The sequence below is a fragment of the Telluria sp. PB2R4 genome (assembly GCF_059685695.1).
Genome location: NZ_JCASIC010000004.1, coordinates 278,724 through 292,541, shown reverse-complemented (window position 1 = coordinate 292,541; position 13,818 = coordinate 278,724). Strand labels below are relative to the sequence as shown.

The following is a 13,818-nucleotide window of genomic DNA, read 5'->3' as shown; positions in this document are numbered from 1 at the left end:
TCCATGGCCCGCCGAACGGCGCGGGCCGCAGCCAAAGGAGACCATCATGAACATCAAGAACACGGGCCTGTGCGCGGCCATCGCCCTGCTGGGTTTTGCCGCCGGCAACGCCGAGGCCGGCGTCCAGGTCCGCTACAAATGCGAATCGACGGTGAAGGGCAAATGTCCGCCGCCTCCCGTTCCGCCCACGCCGCCGGCGCCGCCTGCCCCGCCGGCACCGCCGCCGCACCTGTCCGCCGACGGCGTCTCCTACGACGCTCCACCGGCGCCGCCCGCACCACCGGCGCCACCGGCGCCACCGGCCCCGCCGCCGATCCCGGAAGTGCCGGCCGCGGCCCACGCCGCCTGCGCCGGCAAGCCGGACGGCGCCCGCATCACCTATATTCCGGGCAAGGGCGAGACCATGACCGGCGTCTGCGAGCGCGAGGACGGCAAGCCGGTGTTCCAGCTGCGCGAGTATCGGATCCACGATTAGCGCAGCTGCGCTTGCGGCGATGCCGACGCTGTCACTCCCCGCTTCCGCCCACCGCGCCGGTCAATGCCTTGACAGCGATGGCGGCGACAATCGCGGTCAGGGTGACACCACACACACCGATCAGGATGGCGAGCACGCGTGCGAGCAGTGTCTTGGGCGCGAAGTCGCCATAACCGATGGTCAGTCCGGTGACGAAGGAGAAATAAATTGAATCCTGGAGTGACCAGCCTTCGCGCAGGCCGGCGATGGTGCCGAGGCCGACGATCATGATGAGCAGGCCCGACAGGATGGGCCATACCACCCGCAGGCCAGCGAACAGGCCTTGCAAGAAACGTCGTTGCTCACTGTGTCGACGCATGTGCTCTCTCGGCTGGCCGCCTCGGGCTTGTCTCGAACGGTGAAGTCTACCGCGATGGATGCGCCTGTCCGAGGGCGCACCGTCGGGGGCTTGATGCTCGTCAGGCCCCCAATCGCGTGAGTCGGATGTTGGCTTGCGACCAGCGTGTACGGGTGCGCAGTGCACTGAGCCGTGTTCCAGTTGCGGGCTGCCAGCGCAAGATACGGCTCGACTCCGCCATCTAGATCATTTATTCTAGGTCCATGAGCACACCCGACGTTCCCGCCAAGCCGACCCCATCCGAACTGGAAATGCTGCGCCTGCTGTGGCAGCTCGGCCCCGCCACCGCACGCCAGGTGCACGCGGCGGCGGTCGAGACGCGCCCCGACATGCCCTATGCCAACGTGCTGCGCCTGCTGCAGATGATGCATGCGAAAGGCCTGCTCACCCGCGACGAAAGCGCACGCGCCCACGTGTACGCGCCAGCCCAGCCGCAGGACACCCACCAGGCCGGCCTCATCAAGGATTTGATCCACAAGGCTTTCTCCGGTTCCGGCAAGGAACTGGTGCTGGCCGCGCTGCGCGGCCACGTCAGCAAGAAGGAACGCGAGGAAATCCAGCGGATCCTGAGCCGGGACGATTGAACATGCCGCTTGCGCGTCCTGTCCCGCCCGTGCAGCCGGACCTGGAAGACTGCTGCCGCAGCGGCTGCACGCCCTGCGTGTTCGACCTGTACGAAGAAGCGCTCGAACGCTACGAGCGCGAACTGGCCGCATGGGAAGCCGCCCACCCTCCAATGCCGCCGCCTCCGCATTGCGCTGTCCTGCAGGGCACGCTTGAATCCGAAAGCTTGCCGTTTTGATTAGAATGAACTCATCGGCTCTGTCCATGTGGAGGGGATATGTTCGACTTGGATCTTCCCTGGTGGGAATTCGTCGTACGCGGGCTTGCCGTGTATCTCCTGCTACTGGTCATGGTGCGCCTGTCCGGCAAGCGGACGGTGGGCCAGTTCACGCCCTTTGACCTGCTGGTCGTCATGCTGCTGTCGGAAGCGGTATCGAGTTCGCTGAGCGGCGGCGACGACTCCCTGCTGGGCGGGCTGATCGCGGCAGCCACGCTGGTCGCCATCAATTCCCTGGTGGCCCTGGGCAGTTCGCGCAGCCAGCGGTTCGAAAAAATCGTGGACGGCAGCGCCGTGCTGATCGGCCGCGATGGCGTGTTTTTCGACAAGGTCGTGCGCAACTGCCGGCTGTCCCAATCCGACCTCGAGGAATCCCTGCGCGAGCACGACTGCCCACGCTCGGAAATGAAGTGCGCTTTCCTGGAGGCCGACGGCGAGATCACCATCCTGCGCAACCCGCAGTAAGCCAGTCCGTCATTATCTTTCTTTTACACCTATACCCACGGTACTTTTATCCCTCGTACGGTGTGGGCCATGCAGAATTTGTTGGGTTACTTTTTTCAGCAGCACACCCGCCGGGTGTGCTGTCCGGATTCTTTCCTAATCAGGAGGACTGCCATGAAAAAAGTACTGACCGCGCTTGCGCTGGCTGCTGCAACAGCGGCGCTCGCCCCCGCGGCCCAGGGTGCCGACATCTATCGCGCCGTGTCCAGCGGCCCGGCCGAGTCGCCGCCCAATGGGTCGCCCGGGTCGAGCGTCGCCACCGTGGAGGTCGATGGAACGCTGCTGCGGGCCGAGGTGCCTTTCCGCGACCTGGTCGGCAGCACGACCGCGGCCCACATCCACTGCTGCACCACCGAGGCCTTCACCGGCGTCGCGCCGGTTGCGGTGCCGCTCGTCGAATTCCCGACCGGCGTCACGGCAGGCGAATACCGCTATACATTCGACGCGACCGACGCCGCCATCTATGATCCGGCCTTCCTGGCCTCGTTCGGCGGCACCGCGGCCTCCGCGGCCACGGGGCTGCTCGAGGCGATGGCCGCCAACCAGGCCTACATCAACATCCACACCACCCAGTACCCGGGCGGCGAGATCCGCGGCTTCGTCGTGGCCGCGCCGATTCCGGAACCGGCGACCTGGGGAATGCTGGGTGTTGGCCTGGCCGGACTGGCGCTGATGGCACGGCGCCGGCCCGGCATGGTCAAGTAAGGTCCGGGGGAAGTCCGGCCCCCTCGCGGCTGGCCAGCAACCGGCTCCAGGCCGGTATCGCCGCCTGCCAGAAGGCGTGCAGCGATGCCGGCCGGTCGAGCCGCAAGCCGAGGAAGCGCGCGGCCTGCAGCAGCGCTTCCACCGCAGCGGTTTCGTCGCCCGGCGCCACCGCCAGCGCGCCGGTCTGCTTCGACAGTTTTTCGCCGTTCTCGTTGCGCACCACGGGCACGTGCAGGTAGCGCGGCGTCGGCACCCCGAGCACGCGCTGCAGGAAGACCTGGCGCGGCGTGGAGTCGAGCAAATCGGCACCGCGCACCACATCGGTGACGCCCTGCTCGGCGTCATCCACCACCACCGCCAGCTGGTAGGCCCAGAAGCCGTCGGCGCGCTTCAGGACGAAGTCGCCCGACTCGGCATGCAGGCGCTGCGTCACCTCGCCCGCGAAACGATCCACGAAGCTTACGACATCGTAGCCCGGCTCCGGCACGCGCAGGCGCAGGCTGCGCATGCCGCGTCCGTCGGACAGGCCGTAGCGGCAGGTGCCGGGATAGATGGCGGCGCCGTCGGGCGCGAAGCCCAGGCGCGAATCGGCGATCTCGCGCCGGTTGCAGCCGCAGGGGTAGGTATGTTCGACGATGCGCTCGGCCGCCGCGGCGTACAGGTGCTTGCGCCGGCTCTGCCAGACGATCTCGCCGTCGGCATGCATGCCCAGCGCGTCCAGCAGCGCCAGGATGCTTTCGGCTGCCCCGGGCACGCTGCGGCCTTCGTCGATGTCTTCGATGCGCACCAGCCAGCTGCCGTGGTGGGCGCGCGCGTCGAGATAGCTGGCCAGGGCCGCCACGAGCGAGCCGGCGTGCAGCGGGCCGGTCGGGGATGGGGCGAAGCGGCCGATGTAGGGAGAATTTACGTGCGACATCCGGTAATGATACCCGTAGGGTGGGCGGGTACTCCGCCCACGCGTTCAAATCACGGTGACCCAGCCTGCGCGATCATTCACGCGTTAGCTATCACCGCGTGGGCATTTGTAATTCCGGGCACTGCCCGAAATTACCCTGCCCACCCTACTTTTCCCCGGCGATCAGCTTGGTGACCTGCCCCGCCACCTCGTTCGGCACCGCCATCGACAGCTGGTAGTGCACGATCTCGAAGCCCTTGGCCGTCTTGCGGATCACGCCGCTGGCCATGCACGGCCCCATGTTCGGCGTGTCGAGCAGCTCGTCGAACCAGATCAGCGAACCGTCGCTCGATGCGTACACGTTGCGGCGGGTGGCCTTGAAACTCCAGGCCGACTTGCGCTCGAACTGCTTTTTGGCCCAGGCCTTGAATTCGTCGCGCTTCCACAGTTCGGTGCGGTCGGTGCCGATATAGACGCCATCCGGTGCGATCTTGTCGAAATAGGCCAGGCGCGCGTTGGCCGCGTCGTCGTGCCATTCGTCGACGAATGCGTTGACCTGTTTGGTGAGGACCGGATCGGTGGCCGCATGGGCGGTGCTGAACAGGCTCAGGAAAAGGAAAGCGGCGGCAAGGAATCGGTTCATGGTCTCTCTCAAGGGCTGGCGACATTGTCGAACCTGCCAACAATAATGCAAAGATGGCCATTTGCCAACGCCGCAATGGCCGGCTCACCCTTAACGCTTTCTTGACACCCGGGACGCTAGAATAGGTGCATGCGCATTCTCATCGTCGAAGACCACCCGGACATCCTCGCCAACCTCTACGGTTTCCTGGAGCCGAAGGGCCACCAGCTCGATTCCGCCCGCAACGGCTACGGCGGGCTGGCGCTGGCCTCGGAGAACGAGTACGACGTGATCGTCCTCGACGTCATGCTGCCCGGCTTGAACGGGCTGGAGCTGTGCCAGAAACTCCGCGCGGAGCTCGGCAAGTCGACCCCGGTCCTGATGCTGACCGCGCGCGACAGCCTGCCCGACAAGGTGGCCGGCTTCGACAGCGGCGCCGACGACTACCTGGTCAAGCCCTTCTCGCTGGTGGAGCTGGAAGTGCGCCTGAAAGCCCTGGTGCGCCGCTCGGCCGCCACGCATGCACTGCATGCGACCATGCGCTTCGGTGAACTCAGCTACGACCCCGACACCCAGGAAGCCGCGCGCGCCGGCGTGCCGGTGCAGCTGACCCGCACCGGCTACACGCTGCTGCGCTGCCTGCTGGCCGGCGCGCCGCGCATCGTCACGCGCGAGACCCTGGAGCAGGCCGTGTGGGGCGAAGACCGTCCCGACAGCGACGCCCTGCGCACCCACATCCATGCGCTGCGCCAGGCCATCGACAAGCCCTTCGCCACCGCGATGCTGCAGACGGTGGCCGGGGTCGGCTACAAGCTGGTGCAGGCCGACCCGCAGCGCGATGCGCCCCGCTGATTCCCTGAAGCGGCGCATCGTCGTCGCCTTCGTCCTGTTCGGCCTGGGCGCATCGCTGTTCTTCACCCTTATCGCAGCCATCGCGGTGGAAGGCATCGAGGTGCAGCTGGTCGACAAGCGGCTGGAAGCCGCCTTTGCCTGGGCTGCGCCGCGCCAGGCCGCGGGACTGGATGTGGACATGCCGGCCGGCCTGCGCTTCCACCGCGAGGCGGCAATTCCGGCGCCGCTGCGCGGCCTGCCGGACGGCGTGCACAAGGTCGATGTCGGCCCCACCCGCCTGCACGTGCTGGCCGGGCAGGACGCGCGCGGCCGCTGGGTGCTGGTCGACCACGAAAGCGACTACGACAAGATCGAGCTGGTGGTGTACTCGCTGTTCGCCGCCGTGTTCGTGGGCTTCGTGCTGCTGGCCTCCCTGCTCGGCGGCTTCCTCGGCACGCGCGTGGTCACGCCGATCCGTGCGCTGGTGCAGGCGGTCGGCAGCGACCGCGCCCCTAGCGCGCTCACCGGGCGCAAGGACGAACTGGGCGTGCTGGCCCGCGCCCTCGACGCCCATACCGCCGAACTGCGTGCCTTCCTGGACCGCGAACGCTACTTCACCGGCGACGTCAGCCACGAACTGCGCAGTCCCCTTACCGTGATCATGGGCGCGGCCGAGATCCTGATGCAGGAAGAGTCCACGCCCGCCGTACGCGCGCCGGCCGAACGCATCTACCGCGCCGCGCACGAAGCCGCGGAATCGGTCACCGTGCTCCTGCTGCTGGCGCGCGCGCCCGACCTGCGCACCCTCACGCCGGTCGACCTGCACCAGGTGGCGGAAGACGAAGTCGAAAAATACCGCATGCTGGTGGCGGGCAAGCCGGTCGCCCTGCGCTTCGTCGACGGCCCGGCGCTGGCGGTGCGTGCTCCGCGCGACCTGTGCGCGGCCGCCATCGGCAACCTGGTGCGTAATGCCTGCCAGTACACCGACAGCGGCGAAGTCGTGGTGCGGCTGCTGCCTGGCCAGGTGGTGGTCGAAGATACCGGCCCGGGCCTGCCGCCGGCAGTGGTGGCCACCCTCGGCAGCGGCGGCTCGCCCTCCAGCGGATCGGGCGGCACCGGACTGGGGCTCGCGCTCGCGCGGCGCATCTGCGACTTCCTCGGCGCCGGGTTTATTTACGAAGCGCGCGCGGAAGGCGGCAGCCGCTTCATGATCGACTTCACGCCTCAGCGTAGTTAGCGGTGGTACTGCCCGTCGCGCTCCGGCTGGTAGTCGATACCGCGCACGCTGAGCGCGAACAGCGCGCCGTCGGGACGCTCCCAGCTGATGCTGTCGCCGACCTTCAGGCCCAGCAGCGCGGTGCCGACCGGGGTCAGGATCGACAGCCGGTCGGCTTCGCCGTTCATGTCCTTCGGGTAGCTCAGCGTCATCGTCGTTTCCTGGTCCGAACCGTCGAAGACGAAGCGCACGCGCGAGTTCATGGTGACGACATCGGGCGGCATTTCCCAGGGTTCGGCGAGCCCGGCGCGGCCGAGTTCATCGAGCAGCGCGTCGCGCGCGCCGGCCTGCGCGGAAGGCAGGGAGTCCAGCATGCGGTCGAGGCGGTCCATGTCGAGCCACGAGACGAGGATGGTGGGTTTCATTGTGTACTCCTGATGTTTGCCCGCGAAGTAGCGGGCAGATAGCGGATGTGGCCGCATGGCGCGGCCGGCTGGTCGGGATCGGGGTGGCTCGGGAGGACGAAAAAAAGAAACGCGGGGATGCGGTCCTCACCGAGCCTGGACGAGCCAGGCGAGGTTGCGGCACGACTGCTGCACCGCTCGCGATACGGCGGCGCAGTCACGCTCGACGGACGCGGCAAAGCCCCTGCCCTGCTGGCAGGCGCTGGAGCGCGGCGATGTGAAGCGTGGTGGATTCATGAGTGGCTGAGGAAAAGACAAGGACCAGTATAGCCCTTGTGGAGAATCCGTCAACGCCGCACGCTTCGATCCAGGCCAATACAGACCGCGAACGGCAGCAGGAAGGGATACAAGCCCCACACGGCGCGGCCGTCGACGCGCACGCACAGCGCCGCATACAGCGGCGGCAGCGCCATCAGCACCAGCAGGCCGGCGAAGGGCCGCAGCGCGGCCGGCGCGGCGCGCCAGCCCAGCAGCGCCAGCGGCACGCCCAGGAACGCGCTGCCCACGATCGTGGCCAGCGAGCGCAGGTCCTGCAGCGCGTGCAGCATCTGCGCCAGGCTCGGCACCCAGGCATAGGCAGGCAGCCCGGTGATGAGCCACCACCGCACCGCCAGGATCCATGCTCCCGCTACCGCCAGGACGGCGAGGCCGGGCACGAAGGCGATGCGGCGCATCGCGAGCAACCACACCAGCAGCAGGATGTTCTCTTCGCGCAGGGCGGTGCCGACGAGGCCTGCGGCGACAGCCAGCCACGGCTGGCCTGACAGCACGGCCAGCACGAAGGCGGTGCGCGCGCATACCGAGCCCGGGTCGACCAGCAAATAGGGGGCGAACCAGAAAGTGGGCAGCGAGACGATCATCATCAGTCCTGCCGCGATGGCGCGCTTGTGGCCGAGTCCGGCGCGCAGCACGACGGCCGACATCAGGCAGGCGCCGGCGGTAACCAGCACCCAGTTGAGCATGGCGAAGCCGTTGCGCAGGTCGCCGGGCATGGCGGCGGCCAGCGCAGGCACCAGCAGCCGGTAGGGAAACGGGGCGACCAGGCTACTCACCGGAAGCTCGCCACGCAGCCAGCGCGCCGTATCGTAATAGGCCTGAGAGTCGGCCACGGTGCCGCCCCAGCGCCAGACCATGATCATGAAGGACAGCAGTGCGAATGCCGCTGCGAGCGGGAGCCAGTCGATGCGGTGGCGGGTGACAGGAAGAGGAATCGACGGTGGTGCTGACAGCATCGCGGGATTTCTACCAAAACGGCGCAGGATAGCAGAAACGCGGGCGTGCAAATACGCCAATAATCACAATGACGGAATTGCGTGCGTGGAGCGTGGCCGGCCGCGCCGGCCACGCCGGGATTACACCGACAGCGGCATCTTGCTGATCAGCTTGTCGAGCGTGATCGGATACTCCCGCACCCGCACGCCGGTCGCGTTGTACACGGCATTGGCGATGGCCGCGGCCACGCCGCAAATGCCGAGTTCGGCGATGCCCTTGGCCTTCATGGGCGACGACATCGGATCGACCTCGTCCAGGAAGATCACTTCCTGGTGCGGGATGTCCGCGTGCACCGGCACCTCGTAGCCGGCCAGGTCGTGGTTGACGAAGTAGCCGAGCCGCTTGTCCACGGCCAGCTCCTCCATCAGCGCCGCGCCGGCGCCCATCGTCATCGCGCCGATCACCTGGCTGCGCGCCGTCTTGGGGTTCAGGATGCGCCCGGCCGCGCACACCGCCAGCATGCGCCGGATGCGCACCTCGCAGGTGACCGCATCGACGCCGACTTCGACGAAGTGCGCGCCGAAGGTCGACTGCTGGAAGCGCTTGTCGATGTCGCCGTACTCGATGGTGTCTTCGGCGACCAGTTCGCGCTCGCCCACCGCCTGCCCCAGGGGCAGGCTGCGATCGCCCACGCGGATCAGGCCATCGGCGAAGATGGCGCGTTCCGGTTCGAACCCGGCCTGGCGCGCCACCATCTCACGCAGCTTCATGCAGGCGGCGTACACCCCCGCGCAGGAATTGTTGCCACCCCACTGGCCGCCCGAGCCGCAGGACGCCGGCAGGCTCGAATCGCCCAGGCGCACCCGCACCTTCTCGAGCGGCACGCCCATCACCTCGCTGGCCGTCTGCGCGATGATGGTGTAGCTGCCGGTGCCGATGTCGGTCATGTCGGTTTCCACCGTCAGGATGCCGCGCCGGTCCAGGCGCACGCGTGCCGCCGACTTCATGAGCAGGTTGTCGCGGAAGGCCGAGGCCATACCCATGCCGACCAGCCAGCGTCCTTCGCGCATCGTGCCCGGCTTGGCGGCCCTGCGTTCCCAGCCGAAGCGCTGGGCCCCGGTCTGCAGGCACTGGATGTACTGGCGCTTGGAGAACGGCGGATGGGGGTTGTGCTTTTCCTTCTCGGGCTTTTTCGATTGCGGGTCGGCCGAAGCGGGCTTTTCGGGATTGTCCGGCACCACCTGGGTGTCGTTCGCGATGCGGAACTGGACCGGGTCCATGCCGAGCTTCTCCGCCATCTCGTCCATCGCGATCTCGAGCGCCGCCATGCCCGGCGCCTCGCCCGGGGCGCGCATCGCGTTCGCTTCCGGCAGGTCCATCTCGGCCACCCGGTTGGCACTCATGCGGTGTTCGCCCGCGTACAGCGCGCGGGTCTGGGTCGCCGCGTTTTCCGGCGAGCCATCCTTCAGGTTGCCGGACCAGCTTTCGTGGGCGATCGCCGTGATCTTGCCTTCGCGCGTGGCGCCGATGCGGATGCGCTGCAGGGTCGCCGCGCGGTGCGTGGTGTTGTTCGGGATCAGCGCGCGCTGCAGCGGCACCCGCACCGGCCGCCGGGCCGCCTTCGCGCCCAGCGCGGCCAGCACCACGTCGGCGCGCAGGAACAGCTTGGAGCCGAAGCCGCCGCCGATATACGGCGACAGCACGCGCACCTTGTCCTTGGGGATGCCCAGGGTCTTGGCCAGGTCGCCCTTGGCCCAGGCGATCATCTGGTTCGAGGTCCACACCGTGAGCTGGTCGCCGTCCCAGGCCGCAACGCTGGCATGCGGCTCCATCATCATGTGCGATTCGTGCGCGGTGTGGTACTCGGCGTCGAGTTTCACGGGGCTCGATGCGAAGGCGCCGGTGAAGTTGCCGACCTTGGTCTCGGCGGCTTCCTTCTTGGGCGCGATGGCCTTGTTCTTCACCGCCTCCAGGTCGAATACGCCCTTCTCGCGTTCGTACTTGATGCGCACCAGGCCGGCGGCGTCGCGCGCCTGCTCGAAGGTCTCGGCCACCACCAGCGCCACGGCCTGGTGGTAGTGCTGGATGCGCGGGCCGCCCAGCAGCAGCGCGGTATTGAAATTGCCCTTGGCGAGCTTGCCGGCATTCTGGGCGGTGACGATGGCGATCACGCCCGGCGCGGCCTTGGCCGCCGCCAGGTCCATCGAGACGATGCGCCCGGTGGGAATGGCGGAACCGATCACGTAGCCGTGGGCCTGGTTGGGCACCACGTCATGGCGATCCAGCGCATACGGCGCGGTGCCGGTGGTCTTGAGCGGGCCGTCGATGCGGTCGATCGGCTGGCCCACGACCTTGAGCTGGTCGATGGGGTTGGTGGTGGCTGGTTCGTTGAATTTCATGGCTGTCCCTTTGCTTATGCTTTGGCATCCGCCATTGCGGCGGCCAGCGTGCGCTCGACCAGCGGCACCTTGAATGCATTCTCTTCGGTGGTGCGTGCTCCCTGCAGGAGCGCCGTGGCCACGGCCTGCGCCCCGCGCGGGAAGGCCGCGTCGGCCGCCTCGACCCGCCACGGCTTGTGGGCGACGCCGCCCAGCGCCACCCGGCCGGTGCCGTCGCGCTGCACGATGGTGGCCACCGACACCAGCGCGAACGCATAGGACGCGCGGTCGCGCACCTTGCGGTAGCTCTGGACGCCGCCGACGGGCGGCGGCAGCGTCACCGCGGTGATCAGCTCACCGGGCTTCAGGCTGTGCTCGATGTGCGGCGTGTTGCCGGGCAGGCGGTGGAAGTCGGCGATCGGGATCACGCGCGTGGCGCCGCTCGGGTCGATCGTCTCGACCTGGGCGTCCAGCACCCGCATCGCCACCGCCATGTCGCTCGGGTGGGTGGCGATGCAGGCCTCGCTCTGGCCGACGATCGCGTGCAGGCGGGTGAAGCCGCCGGTGGCGCTGCAGCCGCTGCCGGGCCTGCGCTTGTTGCAGGGCATGTTGGTGTCGTAGAAGTACGGGCATCGGGTGCGCTGCAGCAGGTTGCCGGCGGTGGTGGCCTGGTTGCGCAGCTGGCCCGAGGCGCCCGACACCAGCGCCCGGCTCAACACCGCGTAGTCGCGCCGCACGCGGCCGTCGGCCGCCAGGTCGGCATTGCGCACCAGCGCGCCGATGCGCAGGCCGCCGTTCTGCGCCGGCTCGATGCGGTCGAGCGCGAGGTCGTTGACGTCGATGAGGTGGGACGGCGTTTCGATCTGGAGCTTCATCAGGTCCAGCAGGTTGGTGCCACCCGCGACGAAGCGCGTGTTCGGGTTGCGTGCGGCAGCGGCGGCGGCTTCCTGCGGGCTGGTCGCCCGTTCGTAGGTAAAGGCTTTCATCGCTTCGCTCCCGTGGTGACACCGGCCACTTCGGCAATCGCCTCCTGGATGTTCGAATAGGCGCCGCAGCGGCAGATGTTGCCGCTCATGCGCTCGCGGAATTCCATCTCGCTCAGCGGCGCATTGGCGTTGAGATCGAGCGTGACGTGGCTCGGCGCGCCGGCGCGGATCTCTTCCAGCATGCCCACGGCCGAACAGATCTGGCCCGGGGTGCAGAAGCCGCACTGGTAGCCGTCGTGCTTGATGAAGGCACGCTGCAGCGGGTGCAGGTTGGTCGGGATGCCCAGGCCTTCGATGGTGGTGACCTCGTGGCCTTCCTGCATCACGGCCAGGGTCAGGCACGAGGTCGTGCGGCGGCCGTCGACCAGCACCGTGCAGGCGCCGCACTGGCCCTGGTCGCAGCCCTTCTTGCTGCCGGTGAGGTGCAGGCGGTCGCGCAGCGCGTCGAGCAGCGTCGTGCGCGGATCGACCATCAGCTGGTGCTCGATGCCGTTGACTTTCAGGCGGATGCTCATGGTGGAAGGCGTCGTGGAGGCCGCCGGCTGGGCGGCGGGCGCGGCCGCGGCAGGCGTCGCGAGCTGGGAGGCCACGGCCACACCGCCGACGGCGACGGTCGACGCCTTGAGCAGCTGGCGCCGGTTTGGATCGAAGTCGGGCATCGTGCATCCTTTCTTGAAGAGTTGCTGATTGGAACGGCGGCGCAGCTGGACGCCTGTTGATTTGACGAAAACGCGCATTTGGAACCGAAGCCAAGAACATAGCGCTTTTCTAACTTTTACGGCGTGCAGTTCGCTTCGGTGCGCCAGCACGGGATTGTAGGGGCGCGATCGGGCCGCACTGCATGTGAAAAATGCAAGGGCTTATGAATGGCATTCATGAATACCGTGCACTTGTCAGTACACCCGCTCATGAAATCGCCGACAGGCTCGGCGCCTGCTGTCAGGTGGGGCGTTTGCTCGCCGGCGGCTTCTTCGGCTTCGGCAGCGGCATCAGGGCCGCGGTGTCCTCGAGCAGGCGGCGCAGCGCCTCGGGATCGTCGAGCAGTTCGTCGGCGATCGGATAGTCCTTTGCGCCGGGATACGGCGGCCCCTGCGGCAGGTCCGGCGCGAGGGTGGCCACGGCTTGCGAGGGCTTGACGAACAGGCTGTTGTCGCAGGCGAAAGCGACCACCTTGCCGTCCAGGTACACGGCATATTCGCCGAACATCTTCTTGTGGGTCAGCCGGCTGCCCAGCCCGGCCACCTCGGTGACGTAGTCGACGAAGCTGCGCTCGGTTCCCATCTGCTTTCCTCCTCGTTTATCCGATCCACATAATAATGCAGCGCTTCATGCAGACTTAAGAATATGGCAATGCGTTCGGGTAGAGTCGCCAGGCCATCCACTCTGCGCCATGACGATGAAAGCCCTGCTCCTGACGATGTTCGTATTCTTCGCGCTTGCCCCGGCGGTCCCGGTCCATGCGGAGGCGCAGGATGCACGCAAGCCCGCGCCGGTCGATCCCTTCGGAATCCCGGCAACACCTCCCGCGGCGCCCCTGGCTGGTGCGCGTCCCAGTGAAGAAGCCATCAGGGCTGCCGTCCGCGCCACCCTGGACGACATGCCCTTGAGCGCAGTACCGGGCGCCGGCGATGTCCTGAGCAGCCGCCCCTATCGCGAATTCGCACGCAAGGTGTCGGAAGCGAAGAAAGCGCACTGCCTCGATCCCGATCCCCTCAAGCACCAGCCGCACAGCTTCGTCGCCAAGACCGTGCTGGGCGACTATGTGATCGGCGTCGGCGGCCTGTATGCCGCGCCATTCTGGGCCGCCGCCATCCTGCGCGGCAAGTGCAACTGGACCCGCTGATCCAGCCGCGGCAGCAGGCGCCAGGCTTACCTGACCGAGAAGCGCACGCTGACGGTCTTCTTGTCGGCGAAGCTCACGGACGCCACGGCCTTGCTGCCCTTCGCCAGGACGGCATTGCCCTTCACGACCAGCGTGTTGGCGCCGCCCGATTCCAGCGGCAGCGCGGTCTTCTGCGTGCCCTTCAGCACGGTCAAGGTACCGGTTGCGCCCGCGGTCGGCTTGTCCTTGCCGTGGTCGTCGACGTAGATGGTGGTGGCACCGTCCTTGGCCACCAGCTCGAAGGACAGGTCGCCCGCGGCCTGCACGATGCCGCCGTGCTTGGGCTTGGCGCCGTGTGCGAAGGCCTGGCCTGACAGGATGACGCCGGCCGACACCAGCGCGATTGCAAGGATCTTCTTCATGTTCGTACTCCAGAAAACACGTGGCGGCTCGCGATGGGCGCCGCCACT

The 13,818-nt window shown here is 67.6% G+C and carries 18 protein-coding genes; 8 read left to right on the top strand and 10 right to left on the bottom strand.

Annotated features, from left to right (window positions below):
• Positions 1–46 precede the first annotated feature (46 nt).
• Entirely contained in the window at positions 47–475 is a 429-nt protein-coding gene (locus AC56LU_RS09730; protein ID WP_497175386.1) for a hypothetical protein, read from the top strand.
• A gap of 31 nt (positions 476–506) precedes the next feature.
• Here AC56LU_RS09730 and AC56LU_RS09725 read toward each other — a convergent pair whose 3' ends face one another.
• Positions 507–833 (bottom strand): potassium channel family protein, encoded by a 327-nt coding sequence (locus tag AC56LU_RS09725; protein ID WP_497175385.1) that lies wholly within the window; start codon positions 831–833, stop codon positions 507–509.
• Between the two features lie 242 nt (positions 834–1,075).
• Between AC56LU_RS09725 and AC56LU_RS09720 the strand changes: the two genes are divergently transcribed.
• The 4 genes from AC56LU_RS09720 (at position 1,076) to AC56LU_RS09705 (ending at position 2,922) form a co-directional block, all read left to right on the top strand.
• Complete coding sequence (locus AC56LU_RS09720) at positions 1,076–1,456, top strand: BlaI/MecI/CopY family transcriptional regulator (RefSeq protein WP_497175384.1); 381 nt, start codon at positions 1,076–1,078, stop codon at positions 1,454–1,456.
• Between the two features lie 2 nt (positions 1,457–1,458).
• The gene (locus AC56LU_RS09715; RefSeq protein WP_497175383.1) at positions 1,459–1,674 is read left to right on the top strand and encodes an oxidoreductase-like domain-containing protein; all 216 of its coding nucleotides are present in this window, start codon (positions 1,459–1,461) and stop codon (positions 1,672–1,674) included.
• A 39-nt stretch (positions 1,675–1,713) separates the two neighbouring features.
• Positions 1,714–2,178: a DUF421 domain-containing protein gene (locus AC56LU_RS09710; protein ID WP_497175382.1), complete on the top strand. Its 465-nt coding sequence runs from the start codon at positions 1,714–1,716 to the stop codon at positions 2,176–2,178.
• A gap of 153 nt (positions 2,179–2,331) precedes the next feature.
• Positions 2,332–2,922: a CHRD domain-containing protein gene (locus AC56LU_RS09705; RefSeq protein ID WP_497175381.1), complete on the top strand. Its 591-nt coding sequence runs from the start codon at positions 2,332–2,334 to the stop codon at positions 2,920–2,922.
• Here AC56LU_RS09705 and gluQRS read toward each other — a convergent pair.
• Both gluQRS and AC56LU_RS09695 read right to left on the bottom strand, forming a co-directional pair.
• Positions 2,915–3,838: a tRNA glutamyl-Q(34) synthetase GluQRS gene (gene gluQRS, locus AC56LU_RS09700; protein WP_497175380.1), complete on the bottom strand. Its 924-nt coding sequence runs from the start codon at positions 3,836–3,838 to the stop codon at positions 2,915–2,917. The two genes, AC56LU_RS09705 and gluQRS, sit on opposite strands and share 8 nt — an antisense overlap.
• A gap of 145 nt (positions 3,839–3,983) precedes the next feature.
• A complete protein-coding gene (locus tag AC56LU_RS09695) occupies positions 3,984–4,460 on the bottom strand; it encodes a nuclear transport factor 2 family protein (RefSeq protein ID WP_497175379.1) in 477 nt (158 codons plus the stop codon).
• A 129-nt stretch (positions 4,461–4,589) separates the two neighbouring features.
• Between AC56LU_RS09695 and AC56LU_RS09690 the strand changes: the two genes are divergently transcribed.
• Positions 4,590–5,291, top strand: a complete 702-nt coding sequence (locus AC56LU_RS09690) for a response regulator transcription factor (RefSeq protein ID WP_497175378.1) — start codon at positions 4,590–4,592, stop codon at positions 5,289–5,291.
• Complete coding sequence (locus AC56LU_RS09685; protein ID WP_497175377.1) at positions 5,278–6,507, top strand: ATP-binding protein; 1,230 nt, start codon at positions 5,278–5,280, stop codon at positions 6,505–6,507. Before AC56LU_RS09690 ends, AC56LU_RS09685 begins: the two co-directional genes overlap by 14 nt.
• Here the strand turns inward: AC56LU_RS09685 and rnk are convergent.
• The 6 genes from rnk to AC56LU_RS09655 form a co-directional block, all read right to left on the bottom strand.
• Positions 6,504–6,911 (bottom strand): nucleoside diphosphate kinase regulator, encoded by a 408-nt coding sequence (gene rnk / locus AC56LU_RS09680; protein WP_497175376.1) that lies wholly within the window; start codon positions 6,909–6,911, stop codon positions 6,504–6,506. The two genes, AC56LU_RS09685 and rnk, sit on opposite strands and share 4 nt — an antisense overlap.
• A 326-nt stretch (positions 6,912–7,237) precedes the next feature.
• Positions 7,238–8,182 carry a hypothetical protein gene (locus tag AC56LU_RS09675; protein WP_497175375.1) on the bottom strand — a complete coding sequence of 315 codons (945 nt, stop codon included), beginning with the start codon at positions 8,180–8,182 and terminating at the stop codon, positions 7,238–7,240.
• A gap of 120 nt (positions 8,183–8,302) precedes the next feature.
• On the bottom strand, positions 8,303–10,561 hold the full coding sequence (locus tag AC56LU_RS09670) for a molybdopterin cofactor-binding domain-containing protein (RefSeq protein ID WP_497175374.1): 2,259 nt from the start codon (positions 10,559–10,561) through the stop codon (positions 8,303–8,305).
• A 14-nt stretch (positions 10,562–10,575) separates the two neighbouring features.
• A complete protein-coding gene (locus AC56LU_RS09665) occupies positions 10,576–11,526 on the bottom strand; it encodes an FAD binding domain-containing protein (protein ID WP_497175373.1) in 951 nt (316 codons plus the stop codon).
• On the bottom strand, positions 11,523–12,185 hold the full coding sequence (gene paoA, locus AC56LU_RS09660) for an aldehyde dehydrogenase iron-sulfur subunit PaoA (RefSeq protein ID WP_497175372.1): 663 nt from the start codon (positions 12,183–12,185) through the stop codon (positions 11,523–11,525). Before paoA ends, AC56LU_RS09665 begins: the two co-directional genes overlap by 4 nt.
• A 280-nt stretch (positions 12,186–12,465) precedes the next feature.
• The gene (locus tag AC56LU_RS09655) at positions 12,466–12,807 is read right to left on the bottom strand and encodes a TfoX/Sxy family protein (protein WP_497175371.1); all 342 of its coding nucleotides are present in this window, start codon (positions 12,805–12,807) and stop codon (positions 12,466–12,468) included.
• Between the two features lie 115 nt (positions 12,808–12,922).
• Here AC56LU_RS09655 and AC56LU_RS09650 point away from each other — a divergent pair, with 115 nt between their 5' ends.
• Positions 12,923–13,369 carry a hypothetical protein gene (locus AC56LU_RS09650; RefSeq protein ID WP_497175370.1) on the top strand — a complete coding sequence of 149 codons (447 nt, stop codon included), beginning with the start codon at positions 12,923–12,925 and terminating at the stop codon, positions 13,367–13,369.
• 26 nt (positions 13,370–13,395) lie between these two features.
• On the opposite strand, the gene AC56LU_RS09645 is transcribed toward AC56LU_RS09650, so the two are convergent.
• A complete protein-coding gene (locus AC56LU_RS09645; protein WP_497175369.1) occupies positions 13,396–13,770 on the bottom strand; it encodes a hypothetical protein in 375 nt (124 codons plus the stop codon).
• Between the last annotated feature and the right edge of the window lie 48 nt (positions 13,771–13,818).

Bases quoted from the DNA above. Each gene is read 5' to 3' on its own strand.
- AC56LU_RS09690 (WP_497175378.1), top strand. From the start codon at position 4,590: ATGCGCATTCTCATCGTCGAAGACCACCCGGACATCCTCGCCAACCTC.
- AC56LU_RS09705 (WP_497175381.1), top strand. From the start codon at position 2,332: ATGAAAAAAGTACTGACCGCGCTTGCGCTGGCTGCTGCAACAGCGGCG.
- AC56LU_RS09675 (WP_497175375.1), bottom strand. From the start codon at position 8,182: ATGCTGTCAGCACCACCGTCGATTCCTCTTCCTGTCACCCGCCACCGC.
- AC56LU_RS09655 (WP_497175371.1), bottom strand. From the start codon at position 12,807: ATGGGAACCGAGCGCAGCTTCGTCGACTACGTCACCGAGGTGGCCGGG.
- paoA (WP_497175372.1), bottom strand. From the start codon at position 12,185: ATGCCCGACTTCGATCCAAACCGGCGCCAGCTGCTCAAGGCGTCGACC.
- gluQRS (WP_497175380.1), bottom strand. From the start codon at position 3,838: ATGTCGCACGTAAATTCTCCCTACATCGGCCGCTTCGCCCCATCCCCG.
- AC56LU_RS09670 (WP_497175374.1), bottom strand. From the start codon at position 10,561: ATGAAATTCAACGAACCAGCCACCACCAACCCCATCGACCAGCTCAAG.
- AC56LU_RS09685 (WP_497175377.1), top strand. From the start codon at position 5,278: ATGCGCCCCGCTGATTCCCTGAAGCGGCGCATCGTCGTCGCCTTCGTC.
- AC56LU_RS09695 (WP_497175379.1), bottom strand. From the start codon at position 4,460: ATGAACCGATTCCTTGCCGCCGCTTTCCTTTTCCTGAGCCTGTTCAGC.
- AC56LU_RS09645 (WP_497175369.1), bottom strand. From the start codon at position 13,770: ATGAAGAAGATCCTTGCAATCGCGCTGGTGTCGGCCGGCGTCATCCTG.
- AC56LU_RS09720 (WP_497175384.1), top strand. From the start codon at position 1,076: ATGAGCACACCCGACGTTCCCGCCAAGCCGACCCCATCCGAACTGGAA.
- AC56LU_RS09650 (WP_497175370.1), top strand. From the start codon at position 12,923: ATGAAAGCCCTGCTCCTGACGATGTTCGTATTCTTCGCGCTTGCCCCG.
- AC56LU_RS09725 (WP_497175385.1), bottom strand. From the start codon at position 833: ATGCGTCGACACAGTGAGCAACGACGTTTCTTGCAAGGCCTGTTCGCT.
- AC56LU_RS09730 (WP_497175386.1), top strand. From the start codon at position 47: ATGAACATCAAGAACACGGGCCTGTGCGCGGCCATCGCCCTGCTGGGT.
- rnk (WP_497175376.1), bottom strand. From the start codon at position 6,911: ATGAAACCCACCATCCTCGTCTCGTGGCTCGACATGGACCGCCTCGAC.
- AC56LU_RS09715 (WP_497175383.1), top strand. From the start codon at position 1,459: ATGCCGCTTGCGCGTCCTGTCCCGCCCGTGCAGCCGGACCTGGAAGAC.
- AC56LU_RS09665 (WP_497175373.1), bottom strand. From the start codon at position 11,526: ATGAAAGCCTTTACCTACGAACGGGCGACCAGCCCGCAGGAAGCCGCC.
- AC56LU_RS09710 (WP_497175382.1), top strand. From the start codon at position 1,714: ATGTTCGACTTGGATCTTCCCTGGTGGGAATTCGTCGTACGCGGGCTT.